The sequence below is a fragment of the Flavobacterium plurextorum genome (assembly GCF_024638035.1).
In the GTDB taxonomy this organism is placed as follows: domain Bacteria; phylum Bacteroidota; class Bacteroidia; order Flavobacteriales; family Flavobacteriaceae; genus Flavobacterium; species Flavobacterium plurextorum.
The window spans coordinates 180588-205052 of record NZ_CP100442.1; the positions used below are offsets into that span (position 1 = coordinate 180588).

Consider the following 24465-nt stretch of genomic DNA (forward strand, 5'->3'; position numbering starts at 1 on the left):
AAAAGTCCCATTCAATTAAGAATGGGACTTTTTTCATATTTGCATTTTTCACATTCAAAGAACATGAAAACTAAATCTTTCAATTTATTCTTTTGAAGCTAAATATCTTTCAGCGTCAAGTGCAGCCATACAACCAGTACCAGCAGCAGTAATTGCTTGACGATACACATGATCTGCAGCATCTCCAGCAACAAAAACACCTTCAACATTTGTTTTAGACGTTCCCGGAGTATTTACGATATAACCTGTTTCGTCAAGAGTAATATAATCTGCAAAAATATCTGTGTTAGGTTTATGACCAATTGCTACGAAAAATCCAGTTGCAGGAATATCAAAAACTTCACCAGTTGTTTTATTTTTAGCTTTTATAGCATGAACTACATTTTCATCTCCTAGAACTTCAACAGTATCGTGGTTCATTAAAATCTCGATATTTTCAGTTTTACGAACACGTTCTTCCATAATTTTAGAAGCTCTAAATTTTTCGCTTCTCACTAACATGGTAACTTTTTTACAAAGCTTAGATAAATAGTGTGCTTCTTCACAAGCAGAATCCCCTGCTCCAACAATCACAACTTCTTGATTACGGTAGAAAAAACCGTCGCAGACAGCACAAGCAGAAACTCCGCCGCCCATTTGTAAATAATGTTGTTCTGAAGGTAATCCTAAATATTTAGCAGATGCACCAGTAGAAATAATTACTGTTTCACAGTGCAACTCGATTGTATCATTAATCCAAACTTTATGAATATCACCTGAAAAATCTACTTTTGTAGCCCAGCCATCGCGGATATCAGCACCAAAACGTTTTGATTGTTCTTGCAGTTGAATCATCATTTCTGGTCCTGTAACACCATCAACATAACCTGGGAAATTTTCAACTTCATTAGTGGTAGTCAACTGACCTCCAGGCTGCATTCCTTGATATAATACTGGATTCATGTTTGCTCTGGCTGCATAAATTGCTGCAGTATAACCTGCAGGACCAGAACCTATAATAAGGCATTTAATTTTTTCGATTGTATCTGACATAACGTATAGTATTTTTTGTGATGCAAATGTAAACTTTATTATAAAAAATAACACCCAAAATAAATCCGAAATAACTATCCCAAAATAAGTTTTATTTATTTTTCGTTTTTTCTTTTGTAAACAAAATTTATTACTATATTTGCATCCGCTTACGGGCAGTACAACAAATACATCTTCGGGGTGTAGCGTAGCCCGGTTATCGCGCCTGCTTTGGGAGCAGGAGGCCGCAGGTTCGAATCCTGCCACCCCGACAAAAGCCGAACAGAAATGTTCGGCTTTTTTGTTTTTAATTCCATTATGGAATGTTTTACAAGAAATTGTAGTACCACAGAGTAACTAATACTTTTTTTTCTATTACTAAAAAATAATCCTCTCTAATAATTTTTGAAGCCTAAAAATTAAGAAATTACTAATGGAACACAAAAATTTTGCCTTTATAAAGGCAGACAAAAAATTGATTAAAATTTTCTTTAACGACATTACTATTATAAAAGGACTAGGAAATTATGTAGAAATTCACACCACATTCAATAAGAAATACCTCTATTACAAAACGTTAAAAGACTTAATTCAAAATTTACCCAATGAGTTTATGCGTGTTCATAATTCATATATAGTAAATTTGACAAACATTGAATATTTTGAAGACAATCAAATTGTAATAAAAGATTTAAAAATTACAGTAGCAAAAAGCTACAAAGATTGCTTTGTAAATGCAATTAATAAGATAATGCTATAAGTTAATTATATAAAAGAGAAGTCAAAGTAAATAATATAACCAGCAAAGTAAATAATAAAATTTTGAAGCATTTTTATTCGTTCTAATTTCGATAAAAATATCATTATTATGAAAAAAGAAATTGCAATAAATTATATTGAAACACACAACCTTATAGGTATAAAAGCAGGCTTGCACAGGGAAACCTTTTTAGACATTTGGATGATCGTTGTTAATGACAGAATTTTTGCCCGATCATGGGGCTTGGCCGAAAAAAGTTGGTATAATACTTTTTTACAAGACCCTAAAGGACAAATAAAATGTGGCGAAAATATTTTTAACATTAAAGCAATTGTTCCAATTGACAAAAACGACTTAACTCCAGTAATAAACAATGCTTACTTAACAAAATACAATACAGATCACAATATTGAATATGCAAAAGGAATAGTTAAAGCAAAACATATTGAAAAAACTTTAGAATTCATTATTACAGAATAATTAGACAGAGGATAACGTAGTTTCCAAACCATTCATTCAAATTACAATTTTAAAGCTTATGTTATTATTACACACAAAGTCTTTTCAAGAAAATGAAAAGACTTTTTTTTTGCTTCAAACTTAAAATGCAATTGAACAGCTATCGCATTCCGATTTTGATCGGGAAGACCACAGCAAATTACAACCTATTGCACTGGAGTTTTTACAAACACCCTTATAAAATAAAAGTTCCTGATAAAATCAGAAACCTCTATTTTGTAATCGGAAAAAAGTAATGACTTAAAAACTATATCCCAGTGCCAGATTGAATCTTCGTCCGTTCCCTCTAGTATAATTCGCATTGCTTCCGTAAAACTGTGAAGTAGTCGGATAATAGGCCGTATTGAAAATATTCTCAAGACCAAATTTCACTCTAATCTGATTGGTCACTTTATATGCAGAAGCAAGATTCCACAAATTAAAAGATTTAATCGGACCTTCACCAATAGCATAAGCTCCTTTAGCATTTGGCATAAAAACATCGCGATCCCCAACATACATATAGTACAATTCCAGATTTAATTTTTCGTTTCCGAATTTTGCGTAACCAGTCACTTTTACCGGCGGTATACGATTTGACTTTAAATAAATATCGGTCGGACCATAGAAAGTTCCATCAGAATCTTTATCTCCCCTGCCCTGTACATAAGCATAATTTCCTCCAATAGTAAGCTGTTTAAGTAACTGATAATCCAACTGAAACTCATTACCCCATACTCGTTCCGGCAAACGTTCGGCTACCAGCAGTCCGTCAACCTGAATTAAATTGGTTCCAAGTTTTGAAGTACTGTAATAAAATGCCGCACTCAGATTCAGTTTCCCAAGCTGACTGCTAAAGCCTCCTTCGTAATTGTTTACAATTATGGGTTTAGTCTGTAATTTTGACACAGCATCCTCTGTAGCCGCTGTCAGCACTCTTCCTAAATCAAATATTGAAAAAGCCTGTGAGTAACTTACAAAAGGATTAAAGAACTTAAATCTTGAATATCTGATTCCCGTATTGATAACAAAAGCATCATAACTTAGGTCTCCACCTTTAACAGCAATACTTCCAGCGCCACCAGCACCTTTAGCTATGGTATTGTAATCTTCGATGTCAATTTTTATATTCTCGGCACGAACACCGAATTTTACCGTAAAATCATCAAACCACTGTGTTGATAACTGCATATAAGGTGCTAGGTTAACCATATCAATATTAGGCACCCAAACACGGCCGTCTACCAATTTTTGATTTGTTTTATCATTTAAAATATCCACCCCGTAAGTAACATCTCCGTTAATTTTTGAGGATAGAACAAAAGGAGTATTTAAATATAATCTGAATCCTTTTTTAGTTGATGCAGTCTGAGACTGTCCTCCTCCATAAAAGAATGTTGAATTAGAGAAGACTGTTTCAAAATCCTGAAAATAAATATTAGCCGTAAGACTCGTATTTCCAAAGATTTCCCTGTTAAAATACTGAATATTGGCATTGTGATTGTATTTTGTACCTTCATCAACACCAGGTCTATTTCCGAGAATCCCAATGGCAGGGCTTACCCCGTAAATACCATTTTTAAGAATATAATCAGAGTCTTGATTCGAGCTGAAATAATTATACATTACATCCACCCTCTGTTTATCGGTAAAATCATAGCCTATTTTTGTAAAAACATTATAGGTTTTAGTTTCTCCCAATCCATATTCAGGTGAAATTACTTCACCTTCGGCATCCCTGAAAACACCCGTCTTATCATATGAACCAGCTACAATGTAACTGAACTTATTGATTTTTCCATAAAACTGCTGCACAAACCTGTACCCAACGACACTGTCTCCTTGTACATTTCCAGAAGTTCCCGCCTCGCTGTATCCTCCAAATTTCTTCTGAGTTTTAGGTTTTTTGGTTATATAATTGATTAATCCTCCGTCAGCACCATTTCCATATATGGCAGTAGCACCTTTAATAACCTCAATACGTTCAATAACTGAAGGATCAATTGAACGAATCTCTCTTCCTGCCGATTTTAAAGGCGTTGACTGTGGTATCCCGTCAATAAGAACTAGTGGATTTCTCCCGCGTAAAGTTTGACCGTAATTACCTGTATTATTTGTTGCCGACCCTAACCCCGGAACAGCGTATGCTACGATATTTGCTATATTAGGACTAACAATTGAAAGATCTTCAATTTCTTTTGATGTTATTACCGTTACAGAAGATGGTGTTTTTGATAATGTTTCAATCTTCCTGCTTGCGGAGACAATTATCTCCTTAAGCTCATCACCGTTATCAAGATATTCCATGCTGCCAGGTTCCGTCGTCTTATCCGAAACAGTCAGCTGAAGATTAATTGTAAGGGTTTCTCCTGAATTTACAGCGATTTCTTGTTCTAAAGACTGATATCCCTTAGAAAAAATTTGCAGTACATACATTCCAGCTTTTATCTCATTAAAAAGAAAACTCCCCTCTGAATTTGTTACTGTTGTGTATTTCGATTTTTTTAAATTAACGGTAACTCCCACCGCTGGAGCACCATCTGAGGTAATAATTTGGCCTTTTATTTTTCCCTGATTTTGTTGCGCGGAAACAAGACAGAAAGAAAACAAACAACTAAATGTAAATAAAAACTTAGCTATTCTCGCATTAAAATTTTTCATTGGTTTTAGATTGGTTACTACTTTATTGTTTTTATTTAGAATAATTAAAAACAATGCAAATGTAAAGATAAACACCAATTTAACAAGACTTAATCAGATTTATTCTATGATTTTTCACTTACAAGTTATATATAGAAATCAAAATTCATAGAATAAAATAATATTTTTTACCTGCAAATTATAATTAATCTAAATAAATATTAGATTTGCGAACAGTAATATCACTGTTCACTTTAAACAAAAAATGAGCAGCAACTAATCAATTACCAATTCTAATTACCGATGACAAAAACACTAAAAAAGAACATTGCGAAGCTTCATTTATGGCTTGGACTGGGATCAGGCTTAATTGTTTTTATAGTAGCACTAACAGGAAGCTTACTGGTTTTTGAAAAAGAAATTGATCAGTTTATAAACCCAAATTTTTACACAGTTCCAACGATTGGGTCTGAAAAAAAAACATTGGATTACTGCACTCAGATTCTCAAAAGAGAATATTCAATACAAAAAATAAACAGAATCACCACTTTTGATGATCCTCACCGCACGATACAAATTGTTGGAAAGAACAATCAAAAAGAAGTACAAGTTTTTTCCATAGATCCGTATAGCGGAAAAATCCTAGCTACTGCATTGCAGAAAGATAGATTCTTTACTATTGTACTCTCTCTTCACAGACAGCTTTTATTGGATGACATAGGCGAAATTATCACGGGAATCTCCTGCCTAATTTTTGTTATTCTACTTATTTCAGGCTTAGTAATATGGTGGCCGAAAAAAAAGAAATATCTAAAACAAAGACTTACTATAAAACGAAATTCTTCGTTTAAACGATTAAACTGGGATCTTCATTCTACTTTTGGATTCTACAGTTTTCTATTCCTGCTGGTTATATCATTAACAGGATTAACTTGGTCGTTTAAATGGTTTGAAAAAACAATGTATTTTCTGGCTGATGGAGAAATAAAAAAAGTTTCACTCAAAGTAGAGAATCCAACAAAAATTGATCAAAAACTGAATCAGACTTCATTTTACCAAAATATATACAATAGAACAGACAGTATTTTTCCATACCAAGGAAATATTCAGATCAGGATGCCTGCAGATACAATTAACAGTATTCAGGTCTTAAAAGAGCATTTGGATTTTAGCATTCCAAATCAGTCAAGCGCGGCTTACTTTGACAGGTTTACTGGAAAAATTATTGAAATCAGACCCTATGAGTCATTTAGCCGCGGCGACAAAGCAAAAAGACTTGTCTATCCAATTCATACAGGCAGCATTTACGGATATCCAACCAAAATTATTGCCTTAATAGTGACATTATCTGCTTTGTTTCTGCCGATTACAGGCTTGCTTATTTGGCTTGGTAAAAAAAGAAAAAACAAATCCTAACACAAACGTCTGGATCTGTTTACATATATCCTCCCTCCAAAATTCTTTTTTCGCCTCTTTTAAGAATAATTTAAATCCTTACACCACCACCTTTTTAGAAAAGCACTTAAAACACCAACAAAATCAACAAATTAAGTAATAATTATATATTCCTGCCATACCTATTAAAGCCTTCACAATTAGCTTCTCTTTTTGCAGAAGTGCCCTCCAATATTATAAATATAACCTAATCCGTTTGGTTTATTTTTTGAAATAAGCGTTTTTTGCAAACCCTAAGAAAATTTAAAATGAAAAAAATAGCCCTCTTTATTCTTTTAATTATTTCCTCATTAGCGGCTGCACAAAAAAAAACATCCGTTAAAGAGTCAAACGAAAAGACCGAAAAATACACTTTATACAAAACTCATGCTCATGCTTCCTATTACAACGATAAATTCAATGGAAAAAGAACTGCCAGCGGGAGAAAATTCAACAACAGCAAGCTCACTGCCGCACACAAAAAATTTCCTTTTGGAACAAAACTAAAAATCACAAACGAAAAAAATAATAAATCAGTTATTGTAGAAGTTATCGATCGAGGACCTTATAGTAAAAGAAGAGAAATTGATCTTACCAAAAAAGCTTTTATGAAAATTGCCTCAAATAAAGGAAGCGGTTCGCTTAAAGTCAAAATTGAAGTTTTAAAAAACTAAACTGCAAACAAATCAATTAGAGAAACCTGCTCATCATTTCAACCCAATTACCATTGCAGGCTTTAGCAAAAATATTTAACAAGGAAGCAATTCTTTTTTTTGAAGTTTATCTTTAAAATCAAACTACAAATTCAACCTTTTTACCAAAACAGAAGACGAAACAGAGCAAAATTTCGTTATTCTTTTAAACATACGTCAAAAATTAAAATAGGTAAAACACGCACCGCGCAACGATTAACCGACGTTTATTAAATGTTTACAAAATAGATTTTCAAAAACCATAAATAATTGTATTTTTACGGTTCAAAATTCAGAAAATAAATGGGCAAAATCATTGCGATTGCTAATCAAAAAGGAGGCGTTGGAAAGACAACTACATCAGTAAATCTTGCTGCCTCATTAGGTGTTTTAGAAAAAAAAGTATTACTTATTGATGCTGATCCTCAGGCAAATGCAACATCTGGCCTTGGGATTGATGTTGAGACTGTAGAGATTGGAACTTACCAAATACTTGAACATAGCCACACGCCAAAAGAAACTATCATCCAATGTACAGCACCAAATGTTGACGTGATACCAGCTCACATTGACCTTGTTGCCATCGAAATTGAATTGGTTGACAAGGAAAATAGAGAATATATGCTTAAAAAAGCATTAGAAAGTGTTAAAGAAGAATATGATTATATCATTATCGACTGTGCTCCTTCATTAGGTTTATTAACCTTGAATGCTCTTACAGCAGCTGATTCTGTAGTAATCCCGATTCAGTGTGAGTATTTTGCACTTGAAGGATTAGGAAAACTATTGAACACTATAAAAAGTATTCAAAAAATACACAACCCAGATCTTGATATCGAAGGATTACTTCTTACGATGTATGATTCAAGATTACGTTTATCAAATCAGGTTGTAGAAGAAGTTCAAAAACACTTTAACGATATGGTTTTTGATACCGTAATTCAGCGAAATGTTAAATTGAGCGAAGCTCCAAGTTTTGGCGAAAGCATCATTAATTATGACGCAACCAGCAAAGGAGCAGTTAATTACATTAACCTTGCTCAAGAAATTATAAAGAAAAACAGTAAATAGTTTTTATGACAAAAGCAATTAAAAAACAAGCCTTAGGAAGAGGATTATCAGCATTATTAAAAGATCCGGAAAACGACATTGTATCAGTAGAAGATAAAAATGCTGATAAGGTTGTTGGAAATATTATTGAGCTTGAACTAAGTGCTATCGAAATAAATCCGTTTCAACCTAGAAGCAATTTTAACGAAGAATCATTACGCGAGTTAGCCACTTCCATCAAAGAACTTGGTGTAATTCAACCTATTACTGTTCGAAAACTAGATTTTAACAAATACCAATTAATTTCTGGAGAACGTCGTTTACGTGCTTCAACTTTATTAGGATTAACTCACGTTCCTGCATACATTCGTATTGCAAATGATAATGAGTCTTTAGTAATGGCTTTAGTTGAAAATATTCAACGCCACGACTTAGACCCAATCGAGATTGCACTTTCATACCAGCGTTTAATTGACGAAATTCAATTAACTCAGGAACAAATGAGTGAACGTGTTGGAAAAAAACGCTCTACAATTGCCAACTATTTACGTCTTTTAAAACTTGATCCAATTATTCAAACTGGAATTAGAGATGGTTTTATCAGCATGGGACATGGACGTGCTATTATCAATATTGAAGATTTAGATGTTCAAACTGATATTTATCAAAAAATTGTAAGCCAGAATTTATCTGTTCGTGAAACAGAAACTTTAGTAAAAAATTATCACGAAAGTTTAAAACCGAAAGCAGAACAAAAACCAAAATCTGATACTTCATTTATGGTTAGAGAAACTCAAAAAAACTCTTTCAATGATTATTTTGGTTCAAAAGTTGATATAAAAGTCGCTGGCAACGGAAAAGGAAAAATTACAATTCCATTTAGTTCTGAAGCCGACTTTAATCGAATTATAAAATTAATTAACGGATAGTGAATAAGATTGTCCCCATAAGTTTATTGTTCTTTCTCATAGGAACCGTTTCTCTTTTTGCTCAAACAAAAAAAGACACGGTTTTGGTTGTTAAAGACACGAGCAAATTACAAGAAATTGACCCTTTGACACCAGCAAAAGCAGCATTTTATTCTGCAATTTTGCCTGGTTTAGGTCAAGCCTATAATAAAAAATACTGGAAGATACCATTAGTTTATGGTGCCATAGGAACCAGTTTATACTTTTACATCGATAATAATAAAAAATACCATGATTATCGTGATGAATACAAACGCAGACTTGAAGGCTACGGTCCTGGAACTGGCGGAAAGTACGATTATCTAGATGACAGCAGGCTTATTGCTGGTCAAAAATTCTATCAGCGAAACCGAGATTTATCAGCACTTTTTGTTGTTGCCTTTTACGCTTTAAATATCATCGACGCCAACGTCGATGCCGCCTTGATTCAATTCAACGTAAACGAAAGACTATCATTACGCCCGGAAATTTATCCTGCCGATGTAACTTTTAAACCGAATGTTGGACTAACTTTTAATTACCACTTTTAACAGCTTTTAAAGGCTTTTAAAATCAAAAATATATAAAATGAAAATTGCACTTTTAGGATACGGAAAAATGGGTAAAGTAATCGAAAGAATTGCTTTAGAAAGAGGTCATGAAATTGTTTTAAAGAAAGATGAATTCAATACTTACGACGGACTTTCAACAGCTGATGTCGCTATTGACTTTAGTGTTCCTACTGCAGCCGTAGATAATATTTCAAACTGTTTTCATGCAAATGTTCCTGTTGTTTCTGGAACAACTGGATGGCTGGAACATTTTGACGATATGGTTGCCCTTTGCAACGAAAAACAAGGCGGATTTATTTCAAGTTCAAACTTCAGTTTAGGAGTTAACATTTTCTTTGAACTAAATGAATATTTAGCCAAAATAATGTCGCAATTTGATTCGTACAAAGTATCGATGGAAGAAATTCATCACACTCAAAAACTAGATGCTCCAAGCGGAACAGCTATTTCTTTGGCAAAAGGTGTTATTGAAAACAGCAATTATGCAAATTGGACTTTAGAAGATGCTAAACAAGGTGAAATTCACATTGAAGCGAAAAGAATTGGAGACGTTCCTGGTACTCATACCGTAACATACGACTCAATTGTAGACAGCATCGAACTAAAACATACTGCTCACAACCGAGAAGGTTTTGCTCTAGGTGCAGTAATTGCTGCTGAATGGCTTGCTGGTAAAACAGGAATCTACAGCATGAAAGATGTATTAAATCTAAAATAAAACATACTAAACTTAAGATTTCTACATAAGAACAACCTAAAGTTTAAAACATAAAAACACAAAAACTATGACACTATATTCTTGGTTCGTATTTTTCTTAGCAGTACAAATCATCCACTTTGTGGGAACTTGGAAACTGTATCTGGCAGCAGGTAGAAAAAGCTGGGAAGCTGCAATTCCTGTTTATAATTCGATTGTTTTAATGAAAATAATCGGACGCCCAACTTGGTGGACATTTTTGCTTTTCATTCCAATAATCAACTTAATTATGTTTCCTGTTGTTTGGGTTGAAACCTTAAGAACTTTTGGTAAAAAATCGACATTGGATACTATTCTAGGTCTTTTCACTCTAGGTTTTTATATTTATTATGTAAACTATACTCAAAAATTAGAGTATAATGCAGACAGAAAACTGACACCTGATAACAAAACAGCCGATACGATCAGTTCACTACTTTTTGCCGTTATTGTTGCAACTTTAGTACACACTTATGTAGTTCAACCTTATACAATCCCGACATCATCTCTTGAAAAATCTCTTTTAATTGGTGACTTCTTATTTGTGAGTAAAATAAATTACGGCCCTAGAGTACCAATGACTACAATTGCATTGCCAATGGTTCACGACTCTATTCCGTTAACGAAAAGAAAATCATACTTAAGCTGGCCTCAATTACCTTATTTCAGACTGCCTGCACTAGAAAAAATCAAACGTACAGATATTGTAGTTTTCAACTGGCCAGTTGATACTGTACATTATTTTTACGAACCAAAAGGAAGGCCAGGTGTAATTAAACCAATAGATAAAAGATCAAATTACGTAAAAAGATGTGTTGGTATTCCTGGAGACAGCTTATCAATAAAAGATGGTTTTGTTTACATTAACGGAAAAAAATTAGTTTTACCAGAGAGAGCTAAACCACAATATTCTTATGCTGTAGCATTAGACGGAAAAACGAGTATTGATTTTGAATCATTACTAAAAGAATTAGACATTACAGATCCAGCAGGTTTTAGAAGCGAAAAAAGAGACACTCTTTATTTTGGCTCATTAACCGAAGCGAGCGCAGAACGAATCAAAAACACTCCAGGTGTTACGGCAGTAGTAAGAAAAATTGAAACAAGAGTAAACAATGCTGTTTTCCCTCATATCAATAAATGGAATGAAGATAACTACGGTCCAATTTACATTCCAGAAGCTGGAAAAACAGTTGCGCTAACAAATGAATCTTTACCATTCTACAAAGACATTATCACGAATTACGAAGGAAAAAAACTAGAAATACAAGGTTCTAAATTTTTAATTGACGGAAAACCTGCAACAACATATACCTTCGAACAAAATTATTACTGGATGATGGGAGACAACCGTCACAACTCTGAAGACAGCCGTTTTTGGGGTTACGTTCCAGAAAATCATATTGTTGGAAAACCAGTTTTTATTTGGATGAGCTGGGATACAAACGGAAAAGGCATCAACAAAATACGTTGGAACCGTGTGTTCACAACTGTTGATGGTGAAGGACAACCACAATCTTACTTCAAATATTTCTTAATTGTTCTTGGTCTTTACTTCGTTGGAGAATTCTTCTGGAGAAAAAGAAAAGAAAACAAAGCATAAAAAAAACGTTAATTCGTTGAACTGGTAAATCGTTTAATTGTTTCTCAAAAAGAACGATTAAACGATTTACCGATTAAACAAAAACCACAATGAACTCTTTATTACTTCCTACTTATTTTCCATCAATCAGCCACTTTGCTGTTATGGCACAATCTGAGAATGTAACTTTTGAAATGGAAGATAATTTTCAAAAGCAGACTAATAGAAACCGCACATACATCTACAGTCCAAACGGAATTCAATTATTAAATATTCCTGTTAAACATTCTAAATCTTTACATCAGAAAACGAAAGATGTTTTGATCGAAAATGAATTTGACTGGCAGAAACAGCATTTTAAATCGCTGGAAGCAGCATATAGAAGCTCGCCTTTCTTCGAATTTTTTGAAGATGACATTACTCCTATTTTCGAGAAAAAACACACTTTCTTGATGGATTTAAACATGGAAGTTTTAGACATTACCACAAAATGTCTAAGAATGAAATTAGAATTCGGCAAAACAACTGAATACTTTCATGAGATAGAAAATATTTCTGATTTCAGATATTTAACAAATGGAAAAAAGGATCAAAATTCATTCGAAAAATACACTCAGGTTTTTGATGACAAACATGGTTTCATCAACAATTTAAGCGTTTTAGATTTACTTTTTAACGAAGGGAAATTTGCGATGGATTATTTAAAAACACAGAAACTATTATAATATTCTTCTGACTTTTTGCCAAGTAACAGCGAACAGCTAAAGCAATTTAAAAAATTCAAGAATATCAATTTTATTCCATTGAAAGTCTAGCCATTATAGGATAATGATCTGAATTTTCGAAGTCAGGAAAGCTTTCAAAATGCTTTACTTTCATTTTACTATCTGTAAAAATATAATCGATTCGTGCTGGGTAATATCTAAATTTATAAGTTGCTCCAAAACCTTCACCTGCTTCTTCAAAAGCATCTTTAAGTTTTCCTTTAATATTTCGGTACACATATGAAAACGGGCTGTTATTCATATCACCGCAAATAATAATTGGATTTTTACATTGCTTAATATTTTCTTTAAAAATTTCGGCTTGTTCCTGCTGCTGCGTAAATCCTTTACTGATTCGAGCATAAATACGCTGTGATTTTTTCTGATTTACATTGTCTATATCATCTGAAATTTCGTTTACGTCAGGCGAAATTTTAATTGACTGCAAGTGCATGTTATAAACTCGAATAACATCTTTACCACGTTTTATATCTGCGTAAATCGCATTATTATCCGATTTAGGAAAAATAATTTTTCCTTCGTTGATTATAGGAAATTTTGAAAAAATAGCCTGACCTGTTTTAATCTTTTTCCCGTCTATAAAAATATAACGATGCGGATACACTTTTAAATCAAGGTGAGCTGAATTAGAATACTCTTGAATACACAAAATATCAGGATCTTTTTCGTCAATAAAGGCTTTAATATTTGAAGGAATATCATCGCGATCTAGCCACTTAAAAACATTAAACAGACGAACATTATAACTCATTACTGAGAAATCTTTTTCGTTTTTAACATACTCTTTCGACGAAAATTTATAGAATTTGCTAATAAATGTTATCCCGGTTAATAAAACCAAACCAGACAAAATAAGGCGCTTTTTAAACTGAATTGCCCAGTAAACGAAGAAGAATCCGTTCATCACAAAAAAAGCCGGCATAAACAACGTAAGCACCGATAAAAGAGGAAAACTTTTAGGTGCTAGAAAAGGTAAAATATAGATGCTGAATGTAAGTACAGTTAACACTATATTCAAAAAGAACATTACTTTATTAAACCACGAAAGGTTTTTCATATTTTTTGGCTGAAAGGATTATTTCCCTGCTTTAAATAAAAACTCTTTTTCTTCTTTAGTCAAACAATCATAACCAGATTGACTGATTTTATCTAAAATCTCATCAATTTGCTGCTGTGTTTTATCTTTAGTAACAATTCGTGAAGTTACTTTTTCTGTCGGTTTTTTGTAATTTTTATGAACTTTTGTAAATGGCGTGGTTGGAGATTTTCTAAACAAATTAGCAAAAAAGTCTAATACTTTTGAAACTATTTTACTTAAATCAGTTCCTTGCTGCAATGCTTTAATAAAGATAAAACCAAAAACAGCTCCCGCCAAATGAGAAATATGTCCGCCCATATTATCTAAGCGAAACTGCATTAAATCCAAAATTAAAATTACACCCGTAATATGCCACAACTTTACATTACCAATCAACAGCAAACGAATATTCATTAAAGGTTGATACGTTGTAACAGCTGCCAAAATGGCCATAATTGCAGCCGAAGCTCCAACAATAGAACCAGCAATATTTGAAAAATAAAAACTAAGCGCAAAAACTACTCCCGAGAAAATAGCGCTTAAGATATACAATCCTAAATACTGCTTTTGACTAAAAAAAGTTAGAAACAGATTGCTCGCAAAGTTTAAAACCATCATATTAAACAACAAATGCAAAAAAGAGGAATGAAAAAATGCATACGTTAAAAATGTCCAAGGTTTGAACAAAAAAACATTTGGATCTGACGACAATGCTAACCAACTAGGATAAGCAAAACCTCCACCAGAATATTGATAGAAAAAAATTAAAGAAATAAGAAAGCAGGCAATATTCCAATAAATTACTCGCATTGCGATTCCACCTAATTTATATTGGAGTTTTAAATCGTCAAGAATATTCATAAAGTCTTCTTTTGGTTTCTAAAATTAATTATTTAAAGTTAAAAATTAATTCCAACGATTGTTATTAAACTGATTTTTTTTCCAATACCACATAATCATAAATCCAAAAAAAGCACCGCCAATGTGGGCGTAATGAGCAACTCCCGAATCAATTCCCATTAGTGAACCTCCCAAAATTCCAAAAAAACCATCATATAAAAGCATGTAAACTGGCACAAAATATTTAGCTTTAATCGGGATTGGAATAAACATAATACCAAGTTCAGCATTTGGAAACATAAAAGCAAACGCTACAAGCAATCCGTAAATAGCGCCAGATGCACCAACCACGGTTCCTAGATATGCACTTGTAAAATGTTTAAATTCTGAAACAGTTAAAATTTGCTGCCATCTTGTATCAATTTTACCATCATTCAGCAAACTTAAAATATCAGCTTTATGAAAACCATTTGCCAGAAGAATATTCAAACTGTCTTGATAGAAATAATAATTCACCGCAAAATTCACTAAAGCAGCGCCTAATCCGCAAGAAATATAGAAGAACAAAAATTTCTTTCCACCCCAAAAATGTTCGAGCGTTGAACCAAACGAATATAGTGCAAACATATTGAAAGCAATATGAGCAAAACCACCATGCATAAACATATGAGTAATTGGCTGCCAAAATTTAAATCCAGGATTTTCAGGAAAAAAAAGTGCTAAATACTCATAAGAAACAGGCACTAATTGCGCACCTAAAAAAAATATAATATTAATTATAAGCAGTTGTTTTACAACGGGAGTCATATTCATCATAAGGCAAACTTTTTATCTATATCTTCAACACGCATGGTGATGAATGTAGGTTTTTGAAAAGGTGAAATATTTGGATCTTTACAAGCAAACAAACCGTTTACGAGATTATCTTGTTCTTTTTCGGTTAAATAAGATCCTGTTTTAACCGCTAAACTTTTTGCCATCGATTTGGCTATAGTATCATTCTGACTGTAACTGCTCGCTGGGATTCCGTCTTGCAAATCACTCAACAATTGCTCAATTACAATAGAAACTTCACTTTCGGTAATATTTACTGGAATTCCAGAAATTACAATATGATCTGTTTTTGCATCTTCAAACACAAAACCAGTCGTTTCTAACGAAGGTTTTAATTCTTCGATCAATTTCATTTCTAATGAAGAGTAAAACAAATCCAACGGAAAAAGCAATTGCTGACTCGAAGCTTGATTTACTGTCATATTCAATAAAAACTGCTCGTACAAAATACGTTGATGTGCACGATGCTGATCGACAATTATCATTCCAGACTTTATTGGCGAAACTATATATTTTTTATGTATTTGATACGTTTTCTGACTTGCTTGTTCTACCTCATCATCATTAAACAAAGATGAAGTTACTTCTTCATTCTCAAAATTAAAAGGCGAACTTTCGATACTTTCTGTATTCTCTGTATCCAAACCAACGTATAAACTTTCCCAACTTACTGTTGGCTCAACTCTTTTTGAATACCCCGAATAAGAGGAACCTGAAGAAAAAGAAGAAGATGAAGATCCTGAACTATAACTAGAACCCGATCCTGAAGCTGCTTTTGAATAATGTTGATTGGTTTTATCATCTGTAAATGGATTAAAAGTTCCATCAACCTGAATTGTAGGTGTTTCTGCTTCTAAATCTTTATAATGATAAGGTGTATCTAAATTTGAATCTCTTTCAAAATCTAAAACCGGAGCAACATTAAACTGTCCTAAACTATGTTTAATTGAAGCTCTTAAAATGGCATATAAAGCTTGTTCATCATCAAACTTAATTTCAGTTTTAGTGGGATGAATGTTAATATCAATCGTATTAGGCGGAACTTGTAAATACAAGAAATAACTCGGCTGCGAACCATCTTTCAAAAGTCCGTCGTAAGCCGCCATAACAGCATGATGCAAATAACCGCTTTTTATAAATCGGTCGTTTACAAAAAAGAATTGTTCTCCCCTATTTTTCTTAGCAAATTCTGGTTTACAGACAAATCCTTGAATATTTATAATCTCGGTATCTTCATTAACTGGAACTAACTTTTCGTTGGTTTTACCAGACATAATCCCAACAATACGCTGACGATATCCTGCTGCAGGTAAATTATACAACTCACTTCCGTTATGATAAAAACTAAAATGAATATTTGGGTGCGCCAAAGCCACACGCTGAAATTCATCCATAACATGACGAAACTCGACTGTATCGGATTTTAAGAAATTACGGCGGGCTGGAATATTAAAGAATAAATTTTTAACCGCAAATGAAGTTCCTTTTGGCAAAACAGCTACTTCCTGCGAAACAAACTTACTTCCTTCAATTACAATATGCGTTCCTAATTCATCTTGATCTTGCTTAGTTTTCATTTCCATGTGGGCAATAGCCGCAATCGAAGCCAAAGCTTCTCCACGAAAACCTTTGGTACCAAGAGAAAATAAATCTTCGGCTTGACGAATTTTTGAAGTTGCATGACGCGCAAAACACAAACGAGCATCCGTAACCGTCATTCCAACACCGTTATCAATAACCTGAACTAATGATTTGCCGGCATCTTTTATAATCAATTTGATGTCAGTTGCTTTTGCATCAACAGCATTTTCTAACAATTCTTTTACGACTGAAGCTGGTCTTTGAACCACTTCTCCGGCAGCAATCTGGTTAGCAACGTGATCTGGAAGCAATTGAATAATACTCGACATTTAATATTTAAGATTGTAGATTAACGATTTAAGATTTTTGATTTGAAATCTAAACCAAGAGGTACAAATTTAGTGAATTTTGATTGTCTTTTAGAACATCTGCAATCATAAAAAAAACAAAAACCTCAATACTCTAAGAAACAGAAAGATTAAAGTTATTGATTTTTATTTCTAAAAGAAAACCAATTCACTTTTACTATCGCAAGTACTCTATATATTAAAAACAGAACATCACAAATAAATTCGAATTCAGCCTTTTTTCCAGAGTTAATCAACCTTAGAAAGAGCATAAAAAAAACCCATACTTTTTAATAGTATAGGTTTTTAATATTTTCAAAACAATTGTGTTTTTATTCTTTCTCAATTTTTCTAGGACCATCTTCTATCTGAAGAGCTCCTGACGAAAGCAATGGCTGATTAAAAGCATGTGCCATTGAAGCCTGCTGACGAATATAGGCCATTTTTATCGCTGCAATTGCCGCTTCGGTTCCTTTGTTTCCGTGAATTCCTCCACTTCTATCAATAGACTGCTGCATATTGTTATCTGTCAGCACACAAAAAATAACCGGAATATCAGTTTGAACATTCAGATCTTTAATTCCTTGAGTCACGCCTTCGCAAACAAAATCAAAATGTTTGGTTTCTCCTTGAATTACACAGCCAATTACAATTACCGCATCTACATTTTGTGTTTGCAGCATTTTCTTTGCGCCATAAATCAATTCAAAGCTTCCTGGAACATTCCAGCGAATAATTTGCTGTGCAGGAACCTCGCAATCAATTAACGCTTCAAAAGCACCATTATAAAGTCCTTCTGTTATAGTCTCGTTCCACTCAGAAACAACAATCCCAAATCGAAAGTCTTTCGCATTTGGGATTGTGTTTTTATCGTATTGTGATAAATTTTTATTTTCGGTAGCCATCTGTATTATTTTAGATTTTTAATTCTAGAATTTAAATTCTTAATTACAAATCTACAATCTTAAATCTAAAGTCTAAAATTTTTATTGCGCTAATCCTATCAATGCATCAACAGAAGCTGCTTCTGGAGTTGCATCAAAATTATCTTTAATATCTGTAAAGTATTTTAATGCATCTTCTTTTTGACCTAAACCTAAAGCCGTTTTACCAGCTTTTAATAAGAAACGAGGTGCTGTAAAATCGTTTTTATTAGATTCAGCAGCTTTTACATAATAATCTAAAGCTTCTTTTTGTTGGTTCTTTTGAGAATAAGCATCTCCAATTGCACCTTTTGCTAAAGCACTTAAAATTAAATCTTCTGATTTAAAATTACCTAAATACTTAATAGCATCATCAAATTTACCTGTATTTAAATATGCCATACCAGCATAGTAATTTGCTAAATTTCCTGCATCAGTTCCAGAATATTCGTCAGCGATTTTTACAAATCCGAATTTACCTTCAGAACCATTCAAAGCCAATTTATATAATGAATCACTTGCTACACCATCAACAGCTTTTTGAAAGTTTTGTTGAGCAACAAACATTTCGTTTGCAGCTTCGTCTTGTTTAGGAGCTTCGATAAATTTTTGGTAAGCCAAATATCCAATAGTAGCAACTGCAATACCAGCAACTAAACCAATAATGATTTTTTGATTTTTAGCAACCCAATCCTCAGTTCTTGAAGCAGTTTCATCTAACTTAGAAAAAACCTCAGCAGTTTTGCTGTCTTTCTCGTCAATAATTACTTGTTGCTCTTCAGTTACTTCTTTAACTTCCTTCTCCTTTGGTGCTTTATATCCTCTTTTATTGTAAGTAGCCATTTAAAATTAATTTAGTGAACGGCAAAAATAAAATTTTTATTGAAACTGAGGTAAAAAAAATCAATTTTATCACTATTTTAAAACAAATATTTTCAAGAATGCTAACTCCTTTCACATCAGCACCAAAATAAATCAACTTGAAACACGCCAAAACCCTTTTATATCGATAAAATTAGATAATTTTACCATCTCAATTTTACTAGTTGTAAAAACAGTAATTTTTCCTTTTAGAGTCTCTTAAAAAAATGCATTTAAACAAAATCTCATTATTCAACTATAAAAATTTCGCCGAAGCAAATTTTGATTTCGACATCAAGATTAATTGTTTTGTCGGCAAAAACGGAATTGGAAAAACCAATGTACTTGATGCTATTTATCATTTAGCTTACGGAAAAAGTTATTTCAATCCGCTTGCTGTTCAAAATATCAAACACGGAGAAGAGTTTTTTGTTATTGATGCTGAATTAGAAAAAGACGAGAGAACTGAACAAATTGTCTGCAGCTTAAAAAAAGGACAAAAGAAGATTTTAAAAAGAAACGGAAAAGCCTATGATAAATTCTCAGATCATATTGGTTTTATTCCGTTAGTAATCATCTCGCCTGCTGATCGTGATTTAATTGTAGAAGGCAGTGAAACACGCCGTAAATTTATGGACAGCGTAATTTCGCAATTAGACACTGCTTATCTGCATCAGCTCATACAATATCAAAAAGTAATTGTACAGCGAAATGCACTTTTAAAATATTTTGCACTCAATCATACTTTCGACAATGATACCTTATCTATATATAATGAGCAGCTAAATAGTTTTGGACAATCGATTTTTGAGAAACGAAAAGACTTTCTAGAACAATTCATACCTATATTTAATATCCATCATCAAGCCATTACAGGATCTGAAGAAACTGTTCAAGTAGTTTATGAAAGTCATTTGTATCAAAAGGATTTATTAACGCTGTTAAAAGAGAACATTAATAAAGACAGAGCACTTCAATACACAAGCACTGGAATTCACAAAGATGATTTATTGTTTGAAATCGATTCTCATCCTATTAAAAAATTCGGATCACAAGGACAGCAAAAATCTTTCTTAATTGCATTAAAACTAGCACAATTTGAATTTTTAAAGAAACAAAGCGGCGTAAAACCTCTTTTACTTTTTGATGATATTTTTGACAAGTTAGATGAAACCAGAGTGGCAAAAATTGTCGAAATGGTAAACAGCGAAACGTTTGGGCAGCTTTTTATTTCAGACACTCATCCAGATCGTACAGAAGCCATTGTAAAATTGACGCATCAGAGTTATAAAATTTTTAATTTATAATAATTTGCTGCGAACCAGCACGAATTCAAGATTAACAGGATGTAAAACTTTGACAAAGTCGCTCAAAGTCAAACCGAAATTGAAAATTCGTGTTAATTCGTGGCAAAAAACATCAATTCGATTTTATAATTCTATTAAGATTTTAAAAATGAAAAATCATTATTTTAGCCTAAATCATTTTTAAAACCGCAACAGCATGAAATTCCCTAAAATCTTATTGGCAATCGTTTCACTTGTACTCTTTTCTTGTAACGAAAAAAAAGCGACTCCATTTGAATCACTCTCGCCACAAGAGTTTGCAGAAAAAATTAAAACAACTGAAAATCCGCAAATTTTAGACGTTCGAACTCCAGATGAATTTGCATCAGAACATATAGACAAAGCAGTAAATGTAAACTGGAACGGAGAAGATTTCGATTCAAAATCAGCTGCTTACGACAAATCGAAACCTGTATTTGTTTATTGTTTAAGCGGTGGAAGAAGTAAAAAAGCAGCAGCAAAACTAAACGAATTAGGCTTTACAACTGTTTATGAACTTGACGGAGGATTCATTAATTGGAATGATAAAAACGCTCCAAATACGGAAACTTCTGAAAACGGAATGACAATGAATGAGTTCAATACTTTACTAAATACAGATAAAAAAGTGTTTGTTGATTTTTATGCTGAATGGTGCGGCCCTTGCAAACAAATGGAGCCTCACATTCTAAAACTAGAAAAAGAATTGGCAGACAAAGCAGTTATTATCAGAATTGATGTAGATAAAAACAAAGATTTAGCACAGCAAATGGAAATAACACAGCTGCCGACAACTTTTTTATATGAAAATAAAACGATGAAAAAGAAAAACATCGGGTACATCAGCGAAGAAGAATTAAGAAAACAACTGCAATAAAACATAAAATATGCTAACGAAAGAATCATTGCAATTTTTAGACGATTTAAAGAAAAACAACAATCGAGATTGGTTTCAAGACAATAAAAAGCGCTACGAAATCTTCAAAAAAGATTACCATCAATTGGTAAGTGATTTTCTAGACGCGATGAAACCACTTGATTCTTCGTTAGAATTATTAGAAGTTAAAAACTGCACTTTCAGAATCAACCGCGACATTCGATTCTCAAAAGACAAATCTCCTTATAAAGCTCATTTAGGTGTTTGGCTTTCTGGTGGAACAAAAGGCTTAAACCGAGCGGGATATTATGTTCATATCGAAAAAGGCGCTAGCTTTATAGCAGGCGGATTTTACTCTCCAGAATCTGAAGATTTAAAAAAAGTCCGTAAAGAAATTGCGTTTTTCCATGATGATCTAGAAGCACTTCTAGCGGATAAAAACTTCAAAAAAGAATTTGGAAGTTTAGATGTAAACGAAAACAATTCACTCAAAAATCCGCCTAGAGGTTACGAAAAAGACCATCCTGCAATTGAGTTTTTAAAACTAAAAAGCTTTACTGCAACTCAAAAATATGACATTTCTGAAGTGACTGAGAAAGATTTTGTTTCGAAAATGAGTAAAAAACTAATCGCATTAAAACCTTTAAATGATTTTATCAATCGGGCTTTAGACACAGAAGAATTTTAGTTTTATTTGCCACAGATTAAAAAGATTAAAGTAATTCTTTTAAGCTGTGGCAAAAAACAAATGATAATTAATGAAAAAAAAATACTCTTTCTTGGAGAATCTTATCGTGCCGATGCTATAACCTGGATGAAAGGTCTAAAAGAATTTGGCGATTTTGAAATTATTACTTGGGAACTTCAAACGCCAAATAATTCAAAACTTAATCGATTCAAACGTATCCTAGAGTATTTTTTTTCTCCAATTTCAATTCAAAAAATCATTAGAGAAGAAAAACCAGACATGGTTATTGCTGAAAGAACCACAAGTTATGGATTTCTTGCAGCATTATCTGGCTCTAAAACAATTGCTATTGCACAGCAAGGCCGCACAGATTTATGGCCGGAAGATTCTGTTTTATATCCTTTTAAAAAAATCATTCAGAAATATGCATTCAAAAAAGCACATTTAATTCATGCTTGGGGACCAGTAATGACAATCTCTATGAAAGCGACTGGCGTTGACATGAACAAAGTTTTGGTTCTCCCAAAAGGAATCGATTTATCTCTTTTTACGCCTTCAACAAACAATTCAAACAAAATAGAAGCTATCGTCACTCGTTCTTTACAGCCCGAATATCGACATGACTCTATTTTAATGGCATTTTTTATTCTTAATCAAAAAGGAATTGACTTTTCCTTAACTATCGTTGGTGACGGAACAAGATTGCAGTTTTTAAAAGATTTGGCAAAAAAATTACAAATTGAAACCAAAGTAACTTTTACTGGAAGAATCCCAAATACAGAACTTCCAAAATTATTACAGCAATCAAACACTTATATCAGCATGCCAATTACCGAAGGTGTTTCGGCATCTTTATTTGAAGCCATGGCTTGTGAATGTTATCCAATAGTTTCAGATATTGCAGGAAATCAAAGCTGGATCAAGCATCGCGAAAACGGACAATTAATTACGATCGATGACAACGAACAACTTGCCGAGGAATTAATCTGGTCTTTTGAAAATATTGAATCTCGAAATCAGGCGATTATTAGAAACAGAAAATTTGTAGAAGAAAACGCAAATTACAACTCCAATATGAAAATTATTGCAGATAAATATCATGAACTTCTCAATTCTCGATCTATTTAACCGCAAGCGTAACTTTTTTTCAACCTCAGCGACATACTGTTAAAATGAATTTCTAATTTAATTCTGAAAGCAATATGAGCAATAGAAGAAACTGGTTAAAACAAATCGGGTTAGGTACAATAGGATTAGGCTTTTGTCAATTTGAAGCATTTGCAAATCCTCCATTAGAAAATTATATTCCTTCAACTTTAGACAAATCTCCTATTTTATTAAGGTCGAATGAAAATCCGTACGGACCATCTCCTCTAGCTCGTCTTGCAATGCAAAAAAGCATCAACAACAGCAATCGATACGGCTGGAATGCCTCAGGAGAACTAATTTCTTTAATTGCTAAGAAAAACAATGTTTCAGATAATAATATTCTATTGGGCGCTGGTTCAACAGAAATTTTAGATTTAGTACTTCAATACACGGCGTTAATGAAAGGCAATTTTATACTTGCCGAAAAGACTTTCGATTATTGGACATTTCCTTCTGAAAAATTAGGATTAAAAAAAATCACAGTTCCATTAACTGCCGATAAAAAACATGACTTAACAGCAATGTTAAAAGCAATCGATTCAGACACTAAAATGATTTATATCTGTAATCCTAATAATCCAACAGGAACAATCTGCGATAGAGAAAAGTTAATCTCTTTTGTAAAAGAAGCTTCAAAAAAAGCAATTGTTTTTGTTGATGAGGCTTATATCGATTTTACAAAAGAACAGTCATTAAGCGATCTTGTAATCGAGAATAAAAATTTAATAATCACTAAAACTTTTTCAAAAATGTATGGTTTAGCCGGCGCGCGTATAGGTTATGCTGTTGCAAACTCTTCAACAATTGAAGAAATCAGTGTTTTAAAATCATCTCCTAACTTATCCATCAGCGTGGTAACAACGGCTGCGGCGATTGCATCTTTAAATGATGAAAAATTTATTCAAGAAGTATCTTCTTTAAATGAAGAAGTAAAGAAATATACTGTAGAACAACTTACTCGATTGGGCTTAACCTGCATTCCGTCCTATTCCAATTTTATTTATTTTTCTTTAGAAAATTACAAAAAGGATTACTTTAAGCAATTGGAAAACCACAATATAATGGGAACAAAGATTTATGAGGAAAACGGAAAATGGACAAGAATTACAATAGGAACAATGAAGGAAATGCAGCAATTTATTGAAGCCATAAAATAAAAATTCTCAAAAAAGTCTTTTTACAGAAAATCTGCTCAAATAAATTATAATCGTTACTTTTGAACTCAGAATTTTTCCGAAGTTTCGGAACTCAAAAA

General features: G+C 32.9%; 23 protein-coding genes and 1 tRNA gene. 16 read left to right on the top strand and 8 right to left on the bottom strand.

The genetic code is table 11. The annotated features are described in order from the left end of the window. Positions 1-84 precede the first annotated feature (84 nt). The gene (gene trxB, locus NLG42_RS00900) at positions 85-1032 is read right to left on the bottom strand and encodes a thioredoxin-disulfide reductase (protein ID WP_089054099.1); all 948 of its coding nucleotides are present in this window, start codon (positions 1030-1032) and stop codon (positions 85-87) included. Positions 1033-1208: 176 nt separating this feature from the next. Between trxB and NLG42_RS00905 the strand changes: the two genes are divergently transcribed. The 3 genes from NLG42_RS00905 to NLG42_RS00915 all read left to right on the top strand — a co-directional run bounded on the left by NLG42_RS00905 (position 1209) and on the right by NLG42_RS00915 (position 2251). Continuing rightward, positions 1209-1283: transfer RNA gene (locus NLG42_RS00905), tRNA-Pro, on the top strand. A gap of 161 nt (positions 1284-1444) precedes the next feature. After that, entirely contained in the window at positions 1445-1771 is a 327-nt protein-coding gene (locus tag NLG42_RS00910; protein WP_257682749.1) for a LytR/AlgR family response regulator transcription factor, read from the top strand. A gap of 108 nt (positions 1772-1879) precedes the next feature. Then, a complete protein-coding gene (locus NLG42_RS00915; protein WP_257682750.1) occupies positions 1880-2251 on the top strand; it encodes a DUF2255 family protein in 372 nt (123 codons plus the stop codon). Between the two features lie 279 nt (positions 2252-2530). Here the strand turns inward: NLG42_RS00915 and NLG42_RS00920 are convergent, their stop codons facing one another. Further along, positions 2531-4930, bottom strand: a complete 2400-nt coding sequence (locus tag NLG42_RS00920) for a TonB-dependent receptor (protein ID WP_257682751.1) — start codon at positions 4928-4930, stop codon at positions 2531-2533. Positions 4931-5212: 282 nt separating this feature from the next. Between NLG42_RS00920 and NLG42_RS00925 the strand changes: the two genes are divergently transcribed. The 8 genes from NLG42_RS00925 (at position 5213) to NLG42_RS00960 (ending at position 12647) form a co-directional block, all read left to right on the top strand. Beyond that, complete coding sequence (locus tag NLG42_RS00925; RefSeq protein WP_257682752.1) at positions 5213-6325, top strand: PepSY-associated TM helix domain-containing protein; 1113 nt, start codon at positions 5213-5215, stop codon at positions 6323-6325. A gap of 287 nt (positions 6326-6612) precedes the next feature. Further along, the gene (locus tag NLG42_RS00930; protein ID WP_257682753.1) at positions 6613-7017 is read left to right on the top strand and encodes a septal ring lytic transglycosylase RlpA family protein; all 405 of its coding nucleotides are present in this window, start codon (positions 6613-6615) and stop codon (positions 7015-7017) included. A 321-nt stretch (positions 7018-7338) separates the two neighbouring features. Beyond that, a complete protein-coding gene (locus NLG42_RS00935; protein WP_089055893.1) occupies positions 7339-8106 on the top strand; it encodes a ParA family protein in 768 nt (255 codons plus the stop codon). A 5-nt stretch (positions 8107-8111) separates the two neighbouring features. Further along, positions 8112-9014 (top strand): ParB/RepB/Spo0J family partition protein, encoded by a 903-nt coding sequence (locus NLG42_RS00940; protein ID WP_089057988.1) that lies wholly within the window; start codon positions 8112-8114, stop codon positions 9012-9014. Beyond that, positions 9014-9583: a DUF5683 domain-containing protein gene (locus NLG42_RS00945; protein WP_089055891.1), complete on the top strand. Its 570-nt coding sequence runs from the start codon at positions 9014-9016 to the stop codon at positions 9581-9583. Before NLG42_RS00940 ends, NLG42_RS00945 begins: the two co-directional genes overlap by 1 nt. A 37-nt stretch (positions 9584-9620) precedes the next feature. Then, the gene (gene dapB, locus NLG42_RS00950; RefSeq protein WP_257682754.1) at positions 9621-10322 is read left to right on the top strand and encodes a 4-hydroxy-tetrahydrodipicolinate reductase; all 702 of its coding nucleotides are present in this window, start codon (positions 9621-9623) and stop codon (positions 10320-10322) included. 67 nt (positions 10323-10389) lie between these two features. Beyond that, positions 10390-11943 (top strand): signal peptidase I, encoded by a 1554-nt coding sequence (lepB, locus tag NLG42_RS00955; protein ID WP_089057986.1) that lies wholly within the window; start codon positions 10390-10392, stop codon positions 11941-11943. 89 nt (positions 11944-12032) lie between these two features. Further along, entirely contained in the window at positions 12033-12647 is a 615-nt protein-coding gene (locus tag NLG42_RS00960) for a WbqC family protein (protein ID WP_257682755.1), read from the top strand. Positions 12648-12717: 70 nt separating this feature from the next. Here NLG42_RS00960 and NLG42_RS00965 read toward each other — a convergent pair whose 3' ends face one another. The 6 genes from NLG42_RS00965 to NLG42_RS00990 all read right to left on the bottom strand — a co-directional run bounded on the left by NLG42_RS00965 (position 12718) and on the right by NLG42_RS00990 (position 19153). Beyond that, a complete protein-coding gene (locus NLG42_RS00965; protein WP_199170263.1) occupies positions 12718-13764 on the bottom strand; it encodes an endonuclease/exonuclease/phosphatase family protein in 1047 nt (348 codons plus the stop codon). Positions 13765-13782: 18 nt separating this feature from the next. Continuing rightward, positions 13783-14646: a rhomboid family intramembrane serine protease gene (locus tag NLG42_RS00970; protein ID WP_257682756.1), complete on the bottom strand. Its 864-nt coding sequence runs from the start codon at positions 14644-14646 to the stop codon at positions 13783-13785. Between the two features lie 45 nt (positions 14647-14691). Continuing rightward, the gene (locus NLG42_RS00975; RefSeq protein ID WP_089057983.1) at positions 14692-15441 is read right to left on the bottom strand and encodes a rhomboid family intramembrane serine protease; all 750 of its coding nucleotides are present in this window, start codon (positions 15439-15441) and stop codon (positions 14692-14694) included. After that, positions 15438-17369: a DNA mismatch repair endonuclease MutL gene (mutL, locus tag NLG42_RS00980; RefSeq protein ID WP_257682757.1), complete on the bottom strand. Its 1932-nt coding sequence runs from the start codon at positions 17367-17369 to the stop codon at positions 15438-15440. The genes NLG42_RS00975 and mutL overlap by 4 nt, the downstream gene beginning before the upstream one ends. A gap of 350 nt (positions 17370-17719) precedes the next feature. Beyond that, the gene (gene ribH, locus NLG42_RS00985; protein ID WP_089057981.1) at positions 17720-18292 is read right to left on the bottom strand and encodes a 6,7-dimethyl-8-ribityllumazine synthase; all 573 of its coding nucleotides are present in this window, start codon (positions 18290-18292) and stop codon (positions 17720-17722) included. A gap of 81 nt (positions 18293-18373) precedes the next feature. Further along, positions 18374-19153, bottom strand: coding sequence for a tetratricopeptide repeat protein (locus NLG42_RS00990; protein ID WP_257682758.1), 780 nt, complete (start codon positions 19151-19153; stop codon positions 18374-18376). Positions 19154-19398: 245 nt separating this feature from the next. Here NLG42_RS00990 and recF point away from each other — a divergent pair, with 245 nt between their 5' ends. The 5 genes from recF to NLG42_RS01015 all read left to right on the top strand — a co-directional run bounded on the left by recF (position 19399) and on the right by NLG42_RS01015 (position 24367). Then, on the top strand, positions 19399-20478 hold the full coding sequence (recF, locus tag NLG42_RS00995; RefSeq protein WP_089057978.1) for a DNA replication/repair protein RecF: 1080 nt from the start codon (positions 19399-19401) through the stop codon (positions 20476-20478). A 196-nt stretch (positions 20479-20674) separates the two neighbouring features. Further along, entirely contained in the window at positions 20675-21373 is a 699-nt protein-coding gene (locus tag NLG42_RS01000; protein ID WP_257682759.1) for a thioredoxin domain-containing protein, read from the top strand. Between the two features lie 10 nt (positions 21374-21383). After that, the gene (locus NLG42_RS01005; protein ID WP_257682760.1) at positions 21384-22061 is read left to right on the top strand and encodes a DUF2461 domain-containing protein; all 678 of its coding nucleotides are present in this window, start codon (positions 21384-21386) and stop codon (positions 22059-22061) included. Between the two features lie 66 nt (positions 22062-22127). Further along, a complete protein-coding gene (locus NLG42_RS01010; RefSeq protein ID WP_257683967.1) occupies positions 22128-23189 on the top strand; it encodes a glycosyltransferase in 1062 nt (353 codons plus the stop codon). A gap of 74 nt (positions 23190-23263) precedes the next feature. Then, complete coding sequence (locus NLG42_RS01015; RefSeq protein ID WP_257682761.1) at positions 23264-24367, top strand: pyridoxal phosphate-dependent aminotransferase; 1104 nt, start codon at positions 23264-23266, stop codon at positions 24365-24367. The last annotated feature ends 98 nt before the right edge of the window (positions 24368-24465 follow it).

Bases quoted from the DNA above. Each gene is read 5' to 3' on its own strand.
- NLG42_RS00975 (WP_089057983.1), bottom strand. From the start codon at position 15,441: ATGATGAATATGACTCCCGTTGTAAAACAACTGCTTATAATTAATATT.
- trxB (WP_089054099.1), bottom strand. From the start codon at position 1,032: ATGTCAGATACAATCGAAAAAATTAAATGCCTTATTATAGGTTCTGGT.
- NLG42_RS00990 (WP_257682758.1), bottom strand. From the start codon at position 19,153: ATGGCTACTTACAATAAAAGAGGATATAAAGCACCAAAGGAGAAGGAA.
- dapB (WP_257682754.1), top strand. From the start codon at position 9,621: ATGAAAATTGCACTTTTAGGATACGGAAAAATGGGTAAAGTAATCGAA.
- recF (WP_089057978.1), top strand. From the start codon at position 19,399: ATGCATTTAAACAAAATCTCATTATTCAACTATAAAAATTTCGCCGAA.
- NLG42_RS00960 (WP_257682755.1), top strand. From the start codon at position 12,033: ATGAACTCTTTATTACTTCCTACTTATTTTCCATCAATCAGCCACTTT.
- NLG42_RS00970 (WP_257682756.1), bottom strand. From the start codon at position 14,646: ATGAATATTCTTGACGATTTAAAACTCCAATATAAATTAGGTGGAATC.
- NLG42_RS00930 (WP_257682753.1), top strand. From the start codon at position 6,613: ATGAAAAAAATAGCCCTCTTTATTCTTTTAATTATTTCCTCATTAGCG.
- lepB (WP_089057986.1), top strand. From the start codon at position 10,390: ATGACACTATATTCTTGGTTCGTATTTTTCTTAGCAGTACAAATCATC.
- NLG42_RS01005 (WP_257682760.1), top strand. From the start codon at position 21,384: ATGCTAACGAAAGAATCATTGCAATTTTTAGACGATTTAAAGAAAAAC.
- NLG42_RS01015 (WP_257682761.1), top strand. From the start codon at position 23,264: ATGAGCAATAGAAGAAACTGGTTAAAACAAATCGGGTTAGGTACAATA.
- NLG42_RS01000 (WP_257682759.1), top strand. From the start codon at position 20,675: ATGAAATTCCCTAAAATCTTATTGGCAATCGTTTCACTTGTACTCTTT.
- NLG42_RS00925 (WP_257682752.1), top strand. From the start codon at position 5,213: ATGACAAAAACACTAAAAAAGAACATTGCGAAGCTTCATTTATGGCTT.
- NLG42_RS00915 (WP_257682750.1), top strand. From the start codon at position 1,880: ATGAAAAAAGAAATTGCAATAAATTATATTGAAACACACAACCTTATA.
- NLG42_RS00910 (WP_257682749.1), top strand. From the start codon at position 1,445: ATGGAACACAAAAATTTTGCCTTTATAAAGGCAGACAAAAAATTGATT.
- ribH (WP_089057981.1), bottom strand. From the start codon at position 18,292: ATGGCTACCGAAAATAAAAATTTATCACAATACGATAAAAACACAATC.
- NLG42_RS00920 (WP_257682751.1), bottom strand. From the start codon at position 4,930: ATGAAAAATTTTAATGCGAGAATAGCTAAGTTTTTATTTACATTTAGT.
- mutL (WP_257682757.1), bottom strand. From the start codon at position 17,369: ATGTCGAGTATTATTCAATTGCTTCCAGATCACGTTGCTAACCAGATT.
- NLG42_RS00940 (WP_089057988.1), top strand. From the start codon at position 8,112: ATGACAAAAGCAATTAAAAAACAAGCCTTAGGAAGAGGATTATCAGCA.
- NLG42_RS00965 (WP_199170263.1), bottom strand. From the start codon at position 13,764: ATGAAAAACCTTTCGTGGTTTAATAAAGTAATGTTCTTTTTGAATATA.
- NLG42_RS00935 (WP_089055893.1), top strand. From the start codon at position 7,339: ATGGGCAAAATCATTGCGATTGCTAATCAAAAAGGAGGCGTTGGAAAG.